At 36.9% G+C, this 15,583-nt stretch carries 8 protein-coding genes; 3 read left to right on the top strand and 5 right to left on the bottom strand.

Annotation, left to right across the window (positions count from 1 at the left end; all coding sequences use genetic code 11):
• Positions 1–28 precede the first annotated feature (28 nt).
• The 3 genes from AACU98_RS02215 to AACU98_RS02205 all read right to left on the bottom strand — a co-directional run bounded on the left by AACU98_RS02215 (position 29) and on the right by AACU98_RS02205 (position 9,419).
• Positions 29–7,105 (bottom strand): Ig-like domain-containing protein, encoded by a 7,077-nt coding sequence (locus AACU98_RS02215; protein ID WP_155289720.1) that lies wholly within the window; start codon positions 7,103–7,105, stop codon positions 29–31.
• Positions 7,106–7,403: 298 nt separating this feature from the next.
• Complete coding sequence (gene dkgA, locus AACU98_RS02210) at positions 7,404–8,234, bottom strand: 2,5-didehydrogluconate reductase DkgA (RefSeq protein ID WP_004245195.1); 831 nt, start codon at positions 8,232–8,234, stop codon at positions 7,404–7,406.
• A gap of 27 nt (positions 8,235–8,261) precedes the next feature.
• Positions 8,262–9,419 (bottom strand): iron-containing alcohol dehydrogenase, encoded by a 1,158-nt coding sequence (locus AACU98_RS02205; protein WP_004248982.1) that lies wholly within the window; start codon positions 9,417–9,419, stop codon positions 8,262–8,264.
• Between the two features lie 187 nt (positions 9,420–9,606).
• Between AACU98_RS02205 and AACU98_RS02200 the strand changes: the two genes are divergently transcribed.
• Positions 9,607–10,389: a class I SAM-dependent methyltransferase gene (locus tag AACU98_RS02200; protein WP_004245193.1), complete on the top strand. Its 783-nt coding sequence runs from the start codon at positions 9,607–9,609 to the stop codon at positions 10,387–10,389.
• 177 nt (positions 10,390–10,566) lie between these two features.
• Here the strand turns inward: AACU98_RS02200 and AACU98_RS02195 are convergent, their stop codons facing one another.
• On the bottom strand, positions 10,567–11,238 hold the full coding sequence (locus tag AACU98_RS02195) for a DedA family protein (protein WP_004245191.1): 672 nt from the start codon (positions 11,236–11,238) through the stop codon (positions 10,567–10,569).
• A 124-nt stretch (positions 11,239–11,362) separates the two neighbouring features.
• Complete coding sequence (gene metC / locus AACU98_RS02190; protein WP_004245190.1) at positions 11,363–12,556, bottom strand: cystathionine beta-lyase; 1,194 nt, start codon at positions 12,554–12,556, stop codon at positions 11,363–11,365.
• 330 nt (positions 12,557–12,886) lie between these two features.
• On the opposite strand from metC, the gene exbB reads away from it, so the two are divergent.
• The gene (exbB, locus tag AACU98_RS02185) at positions 12,887–13,897 is read left to right on the top strand and encodes a tonB-system energizer ExbB (RefSeq protein WP_004245189.1); all 1,011 of its coding nucleotides are present in this window, start codon (positions 12,887–12,889) and stop codon (positions 13,895–13,897) included.
• 6 nt (positions 13,898–13,903) lie between these two features.
• Complete coding sequence (gene exbD / locus AACU98_RS02180) at positions 13,904–14,332, top strand: TonB system transport protein ExbD (RefSeq protein ID WP_004245188.1); 429 nt, start codon at positions 13,904–13,906, stop codon at positions 14,330–14,332.
• The last annotated feature ends 1,251 nt before the right edge of the window (positions 14,333–15,583 follow it).

Here is a 15,583-nt window from a genome sequence, read left to right as displayed (position 1 = left end):
TGAGATATGTGGTACAAGCACCCGGTCTTTAAAAATATCCCCCTATTTGGCCATCCCAATGAAATTCTTTTTTAAGATAACTGGATCTGTTACCTATGGTTATATTTGCTTTTAACGTACCATGACCAGAATCATTAATTCTACATTCTTCGTCTAATGCGTAGTGTGCTGATGTCGGCGATATTTCAGCTATTTTTTTAGAATGCTCGCTAAATATAATCTTATCTGGATAAGTTAATTTCTCATTAATATGTCCGATGAGTTTATCCGATGGATTTAATGTTACATCATATAATTCCGTAGTAATATAAATGGGATAAAGTAAGTTTTTCGGCTCACCTTTAAATACTAATCTTGGCGTTAAAATAAGATGTGTTGTAGTGGTTGACCAACCATTTTGACAAGATGAAGCAAGGGCACCTGTATCTGTATAGATAAATTTAGAATTATAATCAAGAGAGATTATTTTATATGCGTTATTGGCAGGAAAATAGTCAATATTAATTTTATACTTTTTAGGATCGACATAAGGCTGATTATTACTATCAAAGGTTGTGACTTCTAGTGTTAATTGTTTTGGACTGGTTAGATATTGTTTCGGTACCTGAATTTTTACTGGGTCATGTATATTATATTTAGGTGCATAGTTTTGTCTTTCTTCTAAGGCGATAGAAGTGCCGTTTTCATCAAATAACTCGAAGTTAATCGCTTTAGGTGTGTCTGATGAAGACCATTTAACAATAAACTGATCGTCTGAAGTGTATAAAGGTTGCCAAGTTAAATCATCCAAATGTGTATTTGATTTGCTCTCTCCCGCAGATAGAAACTCAAATGAGTTAATTTTGATGCGAGGCGATGCTTGTATAATGACGTTATAGCTTTGCTCATGATCTTGAAAATAATTATTATTTTTCACCTCAAGTGTTAATGTTGTTTGCCCAATATTAAGGTTTTTGATAATCCCATCTGGGGTGATTTCAACTATGTTAGGTTGACTACTATACCAAGTTGCATTCGCTTCAACGGGTACATCTGGCGTAGGGCTTTGAGCCATCAATAATTTATCTGCAGCAGAATCAGGTGTTAATACAATATAATTCTTTTTAAAATAATAACTTAGTGCGGCTTTTCCTTGCTGATAGTCTACAGTTTGGCTATCCGCTAGGAATTTATCTGTAGCATCACTTTGTATTACTATTTTTGTTTTTCCTGGTTTAATGGCGGTTAAGTTACCTTTACTATCAATGGTGGCTACCAAGGTATCGCTACTAGAGAAATGAATGGGGGTATTTTTAACCTCTGGATTATCAAATTCCGCTGTTATTTGATGGGTAATGCCATCATTCCAGATCGATTGTATGGTGTGAGGAGAGGTTACTTTCAGTTTTGGTGGCGCTTTTTCTATCACTAAAGGATAGCTATTTTTAGCTGATGGATATTGCTCATTACCTAAGGTTTGTAAGGTAATAATTGTAGTACCAGCCTTTTTCATGGAGATTTGCCCACTTGTTGTATCAATGGAAGCAACAGTAGGATCAGAGCTTGACCATATTACCTGCATATTTTGTGGTACACCTTTATAACTTAACGCATCAATCACAGTTGATTTGTAGATTTCCTGTTGGATAGGTTTCTCAAAGGTAATTTCAGATTTAGGGATAGCCACTTTAATCGTCAATGGCTCTGCGATAGTTATTGTTTCAGCTTGAGCGGTTAAGATAATATCGGACATCGTATTTGCTGTAACATTTGTTTGATATTCACCATTGCCCACTGACTTTAATGGATTGTCACTAAAATTAGGCTTACCACTGATAGTTTTAATCTCAACATTCTTGCCATCAATAGTATTATCGTATTTATCCATTAATTTTACGCTTAATAACGTACTATCTTTATTATCAGCATTTATAGAACGACGATGACTATTAAAGGTTGATTTATGAATATCTATTTCAGCCGGCATGACAGTAATATCTTGTGTTGATTTATAATTATTAGAATCAAGATAAGCGCTCATCTTCAAGCGTCCCGCGACATGACTAGTCACTCGATTCGTTGCTATCCCCTTATCATTAGTATAAGTGCTGTAATGATAATCATCTGCTGATCCGAGTAATTTCCATGACACAATAACATTAGGTAATACATTATTATTGGCATCAACGACAGTCGCTTGGTAGTTAACACCTTTATCTCCTGCGGTTATGGTTGTTCTATCAACCTCAACAGCGCGTATTTTCCATGTCGTCACATCGGCATTAAGTTGTAATATTTTTTGTTTTTTGAAATGGGTGCCATTTACCATAACACCAATCTGTGCTGTGCCCGATTGAGTTCCTGTTATTTCAATCTCATAGCGTCCTGGTGATATTTGTTGTGCTTGACTAAATTTGATGGTTGGATTTTTAGAAAATCCGCTTACTTGTTGGTTGGGGATGATATTTCCATTTTTATCTTTAATAACAAATGTCAATAATGCCTTATCTTTGCCATTAGCAATGATTTGACTCGGGTTCAACGACAGTTCTGACATCGTTTCATCAATGTGACCCGTTAAAAAGTGAACATCATCTGCTATATAAGTACCTGTTGCTAATATTGCGCTGACTTTGGCAACACCGACAGAGCGTCGAGATAATCCAACTATTGCTACACCATTATCATCTGTAAAAGTTAATGGTGTTTCGAGTTGACTACCTTCATTCGTTGACCAAGCGACAGGTACACCTATACCGACAGGATTATCATGGTTATCAACCAAATAGGCTTTATAAGTAATGGACTCCCCAGCATGTGGTTGCATATTGCTAATAGTAAAGTTTTTCACCTTTGCTGTTGTGTTATTAGGGAGCACCGTTAAAGAAACGGATTGTTTTATTGCTAATGGAGCAACGTGAGCCGATAACGAGGTTTTTCCGGTTTTTAATGCGCTCACTTGGGCTTGATAAATGCCTTTTTGTTTCTCTTTAAAGGGCGTAATCGTTGTTTGTAAATTAGTCTGCGGCGTTAAGGTGATTTTATTGGCTAAGTTGGGCAATAAATTACCTTCTTTATCCTTTAAGGTTATTGTTACGGTCGCTTTATTTGCCCCTGCGACAATAGTGTCAGGGAATATGGCAACAGTAGAAAGAGAGGCCGAAATATCACCTTCCGTAAAGGTGACAATGTGATCAGCATTGACAGATTGTTGGTTATTGAGCACTGCCGTTACTTTCGCTTTTCCTGCCTGAGTACTTGAGAGGGTAATTTCAGCTATTCCTTGCTTATTGGTCATGCTTAATGGTGCTGCAAGCTTACCGAGATCACTTATCCAACCGACAGTAACGCCTTTTGATACTGGATTGTTATGTTTATCGGTGATTTGTGCTTGAATAATGACTTTGTCTTTACCATTCGCTGTTACGGTATAAGGTGCCATAACCTTAACGGAGTGGATCTTGACTGTTTTATTATCTGTTAAAAATCCTAAAGATTGCGTTACCGTAATACTATCAATAGTGGCGGTAATTTGACTGAGTCCCGCTTTTGTACCTCTAATATGTGCTTGATAATTGCCGTTAGCCGTTTCTGTGATTTTACTGAATTGAATAGTGCTGTTATCTCCAATTAGCGCAATATCGTTATTACGACCTATTACCGGATTATCAAATTTATCACGCAGGTCTATTTTACCCACAGCAAAGGCATTACCATCGGCAATGATAGATTGTGGTTCAATCGTCAAATAACTATTTTGTTGCACTGGCGCTCCCGCAACAAAGGTTACCTGAATGCTTTTTTTCTCTTTATTTGATAAATAGGCGGTAATTGTTGTTGGCTGTGCTTTGGTTCCTGAAATGACAACTTGCGTTCTGCCTTTTTCATCTGTTTGAGTAGTAGTTTCATCAATATGATTGATACTTGATTGCCAATAGACAGGGGTATTTTTCAATGGGTTATGATAAGCATCAGTTAAGTTTGCTACTACGGTAATGCTATCTTGGTTATCTGCTATGGCAGATTGCTTATTATTTAATGTCGTTAATGTGAGAGTGGCACTTTTGAGATCTGCAACGGCAACTAAGTTAGTTTGTGCATGTTGACCATTATTTAATCGCGCGGTGATGGTTGTGATACCTGATTGTGATGTTGTTAGCGTATTTTTGGCGATACCTTGAGCATCGGTCTTAGTTTGTTGCTGAGCAAATTGAGTACCAGCACTCCCTTGCCAATTAACAATAGCATCAGGAAGTTGATTACCCAGTTTATCTGTTACTATTGCAGTAAGTTCTGCGGGATCTTGCTTATCTGCAACAATCTGATTTTTATTAACCAATAATTCACTAATCAAAGCTTGTTGCCCATTAGCAATAAAAGTAATTGGCTCAGCAGTAAAGGCATTGTTATTTATACGCGCAGTTACCCGCACACTGAGTGCTTGTGTACTGGTTAACTTGTTGGTGGTGATCCCTTGCTCATTAGTCATTGTGGTATGTTCAATGTTAACAATACTTTTATCGTGCTCAGTTTCCCAGCTAATTTGTGCATGAGGGAGCGGCTTACCAAACTGATCTTGTACTAATGCAGTAAGGATGACCGGGGTTTGACCATCTGCGACATGAGTTGTAGAGGATGGGGTTATGGAGACAATAACCCCCTTAGCTTGGTTGGCGATAAATTGGGTTGTCGCGTGAGTCATCTTGTCGTTTATTTTGGCCCTCACGGTGACCGTACCGGCGACTTTACTTATCATGGTGGTGGTCGCCTTACCTTGCTCGTCTGTGGTTAATATGGTTTGTTTTAATTGTGCTTGGTTATCTGCCGATAATGTCACATGAGTAGCGGGTATAGGATTATTTTGCTTATCAACGACTTGTAAGGAAATGTTTTTTTCTGTTTTACCATCGGCTAGAGAAAGTGGTGGTGTGATCGTGAAGTTTTGTTGTGGAATATAGGCGCTATCATTATCCACACTAAAATGGACTTCAGTCGAATAGGTTATCCCTTTTACTTGTACACCAATCTGCGAACTCCCTACTTGAGTATTAGTCACTGAAGCAATAATCTCACCTTGTTCATCCGTTTTTCTTGAGCTAATGACATTAGCACCATTACTGGCAGTAAAGTTGACTGGATAATGAGCCAATGGATTGTGGTTGCTATCAGTGACTCGTACTTTGATTTTATTTTGACTTTTACCGTCGGCTGGCGCGTTATCTTTTGTAACCGTTAGGTTGCCTTTTGCAATATGGGCAGTTTGATTATCGGCAATAAGTGTCACGGTTGCTGAGTTGAAGGTATTATCACGGAATACGGGGGTTAGGGTTAATTTTTCCGGTATGCTTCCTGCTGTAACCGTTAATTGATATTTCCCAGCAGCTAAACGAGAGAAAGTAGAAATACGGCTATTGCCTTTTTCTGTATCAGACTGTTGCTGTAAAGTAATTTCTTTACTATCAATATCAACGGGTAAATTATCATTATCAACGATGGATAATATTAACTTTTGGGTTGCTTCACCGTTAGCGAATAGTTGGCTCTGTTTAGGTGAAAATAGGCTATTACGCGTATTGATTAACGATTTATCTACAATAACCGTTGTTTGAACAGGCGCTGAACGATTGCCATGGGTATCAATGGCAACAGCACTAATGATATAGCTATTTTTCTCAATTGCACCAATTTGATATTGAGGCAAAATCACGGTGTAGTGAGTTCCACCATGATGTTTTATTTGCCCGCCTTGGGCATTTAACTTACTTGCGGACCATTCAATATTGGCTAACGGATATTTTGTTTTTACTTGAACTTGTAAATCGCGCTCCTCTTTAGCATAACCATTTATTGAATCAACCATAGAAAGGAAAACTAAAGTTTCCTTTTTATATTCTAAAATCATATCGTTATTACGATTAACAAAGTCATAACGACTTCCTGCTAATGTACGTATTGCTTTGACATTATCAGGATTAAGTTGTGAAGCGAGTGATTCTCCTATGCGGTAGGACAAGTTGATATTCAAGTTATTATCAGCACGATCATGTAAGCCAATACGACGCTCGGCATTTAATGTGACTAATGGTATCGGAGTATAATTAATCCCTAATGTGTAGGTATGTGGATTTTTGTCCCGTTTATCTTTGCCAAATAGACCAACTTCTTTACCGTAGTATTGTTCAAAGATTAATTTAGTGCCTAATTGTGGATAAGCTGGAAAATAGCCTTCTGTTCGAATGTCCCAACCATTCGCAGGGCGTTCACTATAATCTAAGATATTATTAGAGGCTCGCCAACTTGATAGACGGTGATAATGGTTAGAACTTAATTTGAAATAGTCTCGCCAAATTTCGGCGCCAATTCCCAAACGATTATGATGATGCGTTAAATCATGATCATAAAAGCCATTAATGCCGACCATAAATTTTTCAGTAAAATAGCGATAACCAATACCATAATTAAATTGGCTACGAAGATCTTTGCGATGATAGTTAGTTTGAGCAAAGATCAGCTTTTCTTTTTGTTCATATAATGGAATTAACAATTCCGCTGAGCTATTTTTTAAGGTGAGATTTTTATCTGCTGAAAGTGAAACTCGCGCATGCCCAAATTGATTAAGCCATTGTTCTATTTTCTGATTGGATTTACTGGAGATTTGGCTAATTGCATATTGTGTTACATCGATATCTTTATTGAGTAAAAATGAATTATCAACAATAATTTTAGCGAGCTCTTCGCCCTCTGTTGAGGGGATTGCCTCATCTTGATTATTGAGCCACTTTTTTTTTAATAAATATTCATTAGGAATATTAAGAATAGTTCCATCATTTATTTTTAGCTCACCCGTTAACGATACATGTTGTGGATTAGCTTCAATCAATTTAAATAATTTTATATTAAATTTTTTTGCGATAGATTCTGGGGTATCACCCGCTTTGACTTGATAAGTATTTTGTTGATTTATATCGCTAATATTATGTTTTTTAAAATTATTCTCATTGGCAAAAGTCTGCGTAGGCATGGTTGTCACAATAGGAAATGCTAATTGTATAAAAATATTAAGCCAAGCGACTTTTCTCGTAATAGAACTGGGGCGTGGGGAAGGTACATTATTTAACGTCGTCATTTTTAAACTCATCGTAACAAATAATGATGAGATTTTCGTATTTATAGTTTTTTTAGATATCAGAAACTGAACTTTAAGTAACTAACTTAACAATATATAAAAAATAGCAGATGAAAATTTTAAATGTAAATAAAGATTTAATTTGACTTAGTTAGACATGCGCTAATCATATATTAAAAAACAATAAATTTACTTTGTCTTATTTTAAAGTGTAATGATATAAAATATATATCATTGGTATAGTTAATAAAAAGCCAATAGCAAGAGTACTATTGGCTTACTTATAGAGCGTGAAATACTAGATATCAACAAAAGTATCAGGATCAGGCCCCAACCGCTTTCCTTTATCTAGTTGTTTTATTTCAGCAACTTCTTCTTTTTCTAATTTGAAATCAAAGATATGGAAGTTTTCTTCAATACGAGAAGGGGTAACTGATTTAGGAATAACAACCAAGCCACTATCTAAATGCCAACGTAACACAATTTGTGCCGGTGTTTTTTGGTATTTTTCTGCCAGTTTCTGAATAATTGGTTGATCAAACACGCCTTCGCCACCTTGTGCTAAAGGACTCCATGATTCTGTCACAATATTATGGGTGGTATTCCAAGCTCTTAATGAAGCTTGTTGCATCAATGGGTGAATTTCAATCTGATTAATGACAGGGGAAACGCCCGTTTCTGTAATAATGCGCTCAAGGTGCTCTTCTTTAAAATTACATACCCCAATACTTTTAACCAGTCCCTCTTTTTGTAACACAATCATCTGCTTCCAAGCGTCAAGGTATAGCTCGCGAGATGGCACTGGCCAATGCATTAAATAGAGATCAACATAATCAAGTTGTAATCGCTCAAGGCTTTCAAGTAATGCACCACGAGCATGGGATTGATCGTTGTTCCATAATTTGGTGGTAATAAATAATTCGTCTCGAGGAATAGTGCTTTGCTTTAATGCCTTACCAACACCTTCTTCGTTATGATAAATAGCGGCGGTATCAATCAGACGATAACCTGTGTCGAAAGCATGATGTACCGCTTTAATAACTTGATCATTATCTGCTTGCCAAACCCCAAGTCCAAGTTGTGGGATAGTGTTGCCATCAGATAGTTGGATCAATTTAGGATTACTCATTATATACCTCCAGTTGCCTTTAAGTACTTAGAGTGCTGCCATATAGATACGCTGGCTGACTTCCAAGGTGATATCCTGATGTTCACCGAGTGCGGTTTGTCCATGTTGTTGCAGTTTTTGCACTAAGGCTGGAATATCCGCTTCACTGATATTAAAGTCAGACAGCCGTGTTTTTAGTCCCATGCGTTCAAAGAATTTACGAGTCTCATTGATGGCGCTATCGATTTTAAATGCATCAGAGCCTTGATGGATCCCCCACACTTTTTGTGCATATTGGATCAACTTAGCGTATTTCTCCTGACGTTTTTCGTTTAATAGCGCGGGTAAGACAATCGCGAGGGTTTGTGCGTGATCAAGCCCGTGTAATGCAGTAATTTCATGGCCTAATGCATGGGTTGCCCAATCTTGCGGTACACCGACACCAAGAATACCATTAAGTGCTTGGGATGCTGTCCACATTATATTAGCACGGATATCGTAGTCTTGTGGTGAGGTGAGGGCTTTCGGTCCTTCTTCGATTAAGATCCTTAATAGGCCTTCTGCATACTCATCTTGTACAAGCGCATTTACCGGATAAGTGAGATATTGCTCTAAAATATGAATAAATGCGTCAACAACGCCATTAGCGGTTTGTCTTGGTGGTAAAGAAAACGTTGCAGTTGGATCTAAAATAGCGCAATGAGGATAAACATGTGGGCTAGCAAAACTTTGTTTATCCATCGTTTGTTTTTTACTGATCACGGAAAAACAATTGGTTTCAGATCCAGTTGCTGGAAGGGTTAGTACACAGCTTAATGGCAGTGCTTTTTCAATTGCCTGACCTCGGCTAGTGACAATCTCCCAAGGCTCTCCTTGATAAGGTATTGCAGCCGCAATAAATTTGGTTCCATCAACAACAGAGCCTCCTCCTACAGCCAGTAAATGAGTAATACCGTGATAACGAGCGTAAGCAACAGCTTTCATTAGCGTTTCATACGAAGGATTGGGTTCAATACCGCCAAACTCATGAATTTGATACCCTGGTAAGGCCGCATGCACTTGATCAAGTATCCCATTGCGCTTAATACTTCCACCGCCATAAGTTAATAAAATTCTTTCATTTTTCCCAATTTCAGAACGTAATTTTGCAATTTGTCCTTGACCAAAATGAATTCGAGTGGGGGAGTAATAAGTGAAATTTTGCATGGTTGTTTCCACCTTAATTTTATGTTCTTGATATGCTGTAGCATGACAAATCATTAGGAAAAATTATTTCACTGTATATAGACGGGATAATATGACATCACTATAACAGCGGGGTTATGAATGCGAGTGTTAAACCCTTTTTTTCATAACTATAGTTATTAATTGTAGTTAATTTATAAGGAGTAGTATGAAAAGTCATTATTTAACATTAAACCAAGCTCATTGGGATAAACAAGCCGCAATGCAAAATCAATGGTCTAAACCCGTGGACGATAAAGAAATTATCGAGGCAAAAAAAGGAAACTGGAAAGTACATTTAACGCCGAATCCCGTTAAAAAGGAGTGGTTAGCAGATATTAAAGGTAAAAATATACTCTGCTTAGCTTCAGCTGGTGGGCAACAAGCACCTATTTTAGCTGCTGCTGGTGGTATTGTGACCGTTTTTGATTTATCTGAAGGGCAACTGAGTAAAGATAGTCAATTGGCACAAAAACATCAGTTAGCTTTAACTACTCAACAAGGGGATATGGCTGATTTATCGGTATTTTCTGATGAAAGTTTTGATATTGTTTTTCATCCAATTTCAAATCTTTATGTACCTGATGTTAATCCTGTTTGGCAAGAATGTTATCGTGTATTGAGAAAAAACGGAGTTCTTATGGCGAGTTTTTATAACCCTGTAGTTTTTGTTGATGACAGAAATCAGGCATTGCGTGCACAAGGATTAATGAGACCGACTTATCGTTTGCCTTATAGTGATCAAAATTCATTACCTTCAGATATTTTGCAAGAAAAAATTGCAAAGGGAGACGGACTTGTATTTGGTCATTCGTTGACAGATTTGATTGGTGGGCAATTAAGAGCAGGTTTTTTATTACAAGATTTTGTTGAAGATTTTGCTCCTCAGGCTCGTTTTTTAATTGATAGTTATATTCCAACATTTCTTGCTTCGAAAGCCATTAAAATATAATAAATCAATTAGTTGAAATATTACCATTACAATAATAAATCTGTTTTATAAATATCTTAATAGGATAGGAGATAAGAAAATGAACAACTGAACGTGTGTCACAGCATCGAATAATACATAAAAAACGCCATTATTTTCACTTTAAATAATGGCGTTTTTGGTGTTACTCGAAATGGCTTATTTGGCGCTGTTATTGCTACTTTTACGATGACGAATATACATCACAATAGAGCCAATTAAACCGGCAGTTAATAGTAATACTGGTAATGTCATAAGAATATTCATCACCAATGTTTCATGTTTTTGAATAAAAGGGATCAGGTTCAGTATATAACCTAATGAGACAATAAGACCGACCCATAAGAAGCCACTAATCCAGTTAAATAGTTGGAAGCGACGTTGTTGTAATTCAGATAAACCGGCCAAAGTTGGTAGTAATGTACGTACAAAACCGATAAAACGGCCAATTAATAGTGCGTACAGGCCTCGACGATGGAAAAGATCATTGGCTTTATGGTGATATTGTTCGGGTAATTGAGCCATCCAACGTTTGACCACTTTAGTATCACTTAGCCAGCGGCCTTGCAGAAATCCAAGCCAGCTACCAATACTCGCGGCAGTACCTAACACAATAATGGTTGGCAAGAAATGTAAAACATCTTTGGCAATTAATGCACCACAGAGAATTAATAATGTATCGCCGGGTAGAAATGCGGCAGGTAGAACCCCATTTTCCAGCATAATAATAACAAAAAGAACAATATAAATAATCCACAAAATATTTGGATCAGCTAGCACCATATAATCATGTTGCAGTAGCGCGTGAATTATCTCTTTTAATGTATCCATTCGGCGAACTCGCATCACAAAAAAACTATATGAGAGCTATTCTAACGTAAAAAGAAGATGATCGTTTGATTTAATCCCTGTGAAACCACAGGGATAGCTTTTTTTTAATAAAAAAAGAGATGAATTAGTTAGAAATACGTAAAAATGCTTGCTCTAGATCTTCAATTAAATCATCAATATTTTCTAAGCCGATATGTACTCTAAATAAGGTTCCTGCGAGAGTGGGCTGAGTGTCATATTGTCGCATCGCTTTAATATCATTGGGATGATAGCCTAAAATAAGAGATTCAAATCCACCCCATGAAAAGGCCATTTTAAACAGGGATAAGTTATCAAGAAAACGTGAAAATTCCTCAGTGGTGAGGATCTTTTTTAGACTAAAAGAGAACAACCCATTACTTCCAGTAAAATCACGTTGAAAATAGGTGTGCCCCGGACAAGAAGAGAGTGCTGGATGGTAGACATTATCCACTAGCGGGTGCTGTTTTAACCAACGCGCAATTTCTAATCCACTTTGCTCATGTTGTTTCATTCTAACTGCTAAGGTTCTTAAACCACGAGCTGCCATATAAGCTGTATCCGGATCTGCGCACTGGCCTAATAAATACGTGTTTTCACGTAATTGTGGCCAACAACGTTGATTAGCAACAGCAAAACCTAACATACCATCTGAGTGACCAATAATATATTTGGTCGCTGATTGGATAGAAATATCAGCACCTAAAGTAAGAGGTTTAAGTAATAAACCTGCTGCCCACGTATTATCAATCATTATAATAATATTTGGGTTATAGTGTCTTACCGCAGTGATAATACCTTGTAAATCTTGCACTTCCATCGTAATAGAGCCGGGTGATTCTAGAAAAACAATTTTTGTTTCAGGGCGTAATAATTGACTAATTTCAGTGCCGATTAAGGGATCAAAATAGGTTGTGGTGACAGAAAATTTACTTAATATCTGATCACAAAAATTTTGCGTGGGATCGTAAGCGGAACCAGTCACAAGGATATGACAACCTTGTTCAATAAACGCAAGAATAGATTGAGTAATAGCCGCCGCACCTGATGGAAATAATGCGCAACCGGTCCCTTGTTCTAGTTCGGTTAGTGCCTCTTGTAGTGCAAAATGCGTGGTAGTACCTCTTCGCCCATAAAATAGAGCGCCTTCAGCTCGTTTTTGGGTGGCTTCACGTTTTTGGGCAACCGTATCAAAAATAACCGATGAAGTTCGCTGTATAATAGGGTTTACTGCGCCTTGTGAATATTTTTTTGATCGACCACTTAATAGCAGTGAGGTTTCTGGTTTTTTTTGCGTCATCCTTTATACCTACTTGTTATGTAATGATGTGTTTACCTCAAGTTAATGCATTTTTTACTGAAGTACAAAAGAGGATCGCGACAGTTGATAAAATTTCACGTTATATGAAATAACGAAAAATTGTCTTAAAAATCGACAAATGAAAAAAAAATGGCTAAATAGTAATGATAATTACTATCAAAATGCTTCATGTTTGATATCATCTGAGCGTTTCTCTTTTTCCTGATGGCAACAGGATGATTGTAAATAAACGATTTTGGGTAAGTAGTGAAATAGAAACTTCATTACTGAATAGATAATTAGATAAGAAAGAGAGTAAAAGGCCAACTGATGCGTAATTTGACAGCTTCTATTATATTGGCAATCGGTCTGACAGGCTCTGCTTTTGCGGATACGACACCGGCTAAGCAAACTGAGCAACCTGCGACTACGGCCACTTCTTCAACCGCTTCTACACAGGGAACGGCGACTACAACGATTGCACCAACAGCAGAAAATACGGCAACGCCAACGGGGGAAGCAGCCAAAACGGCAACTTTTGAAACACCAGTGGCAGAAGAGAATACATCGACGAGTACAGGAGATGCTGCACAGACAGCTCTAGAGCCAGAAAATGCCACGCAAGGTGCGACACCTGAAATCGTCACTGGAGGGGGATTTGCTGAAGATCTCTCTGTTATGGGAATGTATCGCAATGCAGATCTCGTGGTAAAAAGTGTCATGATCGGTTTGCTACTCGCCTCTATTGTCACTTGGGCGCTGTTCTTTGCTAAAGGTAGCTACTTATTAGCATTACGTCGTCGTTTAAGAAATGAAAGTGCGCAATTAGTAGAAGCGAAATCCCTCAAAGAGGCATTAGCGATTAGCCAAAAATTTGGCAATAAAAGTGCGACAGCCGTCTTTTTTAATGATGCTGAATTAGAGCGTACTTACTCTCAAGATAGTCACGTTGCATCTGGTATTAAAGAGCGTGTTGAGATGCGCATGGAGCGTCGTGTCGCCGCTATTATTCGTGAATTAGGACGTGGTAATGGTTATTTAGCGACCATTGGGGCAATTTCTCCTTTTATCGGTTTGTTTGGTACGGTTTGGGGGATCATGAATAGCTTTATTGGTATTGCGCATTCTCAAACTACCAACTTAGCGGTGGTTGCCCCCGGTATCGCAGAAGCATTATTAGCAACCGCCATCGGCTTGATTGCAGCTATCCCTGCGGTCATTATTTACAATATTTTTGCACGTATGATTTCCGGTTATCGTGGTGAAATTGGCGATATTGCAACAGGTGTAGTGACCTTAGTCAGTCGTGACTTAGATATTGAAAACAGCAAATCAAGGTAATGAATTATGGCAATGAATCTTGGTAATGATTCAGGTGAAGATAATGAATTGCATGATATTAACGTCACACCTTTTATTGATGTGATGTTAGTATTGCTGATTATCTTCATGGTAGCAGCCCCCTTAGCGACGGTTGATATTAAAGTCAATTTACCTGCTTCGAGTGCCAAGCCTCAACCTCGGCCAGAAAAACCTGTTTATTTGACGATTAAATCAGATAAACAGATTTTTATCGGTGAAGAGATGGTAACTCATGAGACGATGGCCAGTGTCTTGGATTCTATGACGCAGTCGAATAAAGAAACGACTATCTTTTTCCAAGCCGATAAAACGGTCGATTATGAAACTTTAATGGGGGCAATGGACTCATTAAGGAAGGCGGGATACCTCAAAGTAGGGCTAGTGGGGATGGAAACCGTATCATCGGGTAACTAATTTTTTACTCATATTATACTTAAAAATATCAGCACTCTATCAGTCATATTGCAATGATTAATAGAGTGCTTTTTTTATTCACCAAAGATATAAATATGGTTATCTTTTTGTACTATTTATTTTTCTAGTATATTAATAGTTGCGCTAAAATAAAATTTAGCTTTAGTGTTAAATGTTGTTAATCGTCTTTAGATTAAATTTTGTATAGCAGTATTAATTAAATTACTTAAGTGATTATGTGCTGAATCAATTAATAATAAGTAGATACTATTATTAAAGTTCCAATAGTATCAATATTCGTTAACTATTCATATTTTTTCACTTTTTATTTGATAAATATTTTTGTTCTTATGGTAAATATAACTATAACCACATGATTAATAATGTTTTTATTGCTATTTGGTTTAAGTGTAAAAAAACTTGCGCAAAAAATTCTATTGGATATAATGCATCCCAAGTTACAAATTGAAACATGTTGTAACCTGTAACAACGCCTAATTTATTTATTATCTAAGTTTCCGTTTTGGTTACTTACTTTTTTTATTACACCAGGTAGATCGTTGTTTTCAGTCATTCAATTACTGATAAGTTGATTTTATTTACTTATCTATACTGCAACGGATATTTTTGTCGGTTGTGAGTAAAATATAAAGAGAAAGGCAGAGAACTACACATAGCATTTTTATTATTTTAATAAATTTAAAAGCCATAGTACTTCGCGGTACTATGGCTTTTTGTTTTATTACGCAGCAAATGTGTGTTTCATCTTGTCGAGAGCCCGCTTATACCATCGGTTGTTTTCTATCTATCTATCTATCTATCTATCTATCTATCTATGCAAGTCCTGCTACACCAACAAATTGTTAACATTCTTCGCGAGGCGTTTTTAGATTTTGTGGCACATTTTTCTGCTATTGTGCCAAAAACACATTATTACTTTGTCTTTGTCAGTATCAAGCATCAATTTGCTACCAATATTTAACATCAAAATTGAGTTAGCGTTATCCAACTAGCAAAATCGCAATGTTATAAAATAACCATTAGTAATAATTTCAAAATAATATTAATTAGCTATTGTGGAGTATTTCTGGGAGATAACCACCGGTTGTTATAATGGATTACTTATCTAACAAGTCGTTTTTACGACACTAAATTGTTATTCCAAAAACGAATATACTTATAACTATATGAAAAATTATGAGAAAAACAGGTTGATTACTGGTTAAAATATAGACGGTTTAAGTATTGATT

The sequence above is a fragment of the Proteus sp. G4380 genome (genome assembly GCF_963885725.1).
GTDB lineage: Bacteria > Pseudomonadota > Gammaproteobacteria > Enterobacterales > Enterobacteriaceae > Proteus > Proteus mirabilis.
This window is presented reverse-complemented; position numbering and strand designations above follow the sequence as displayed.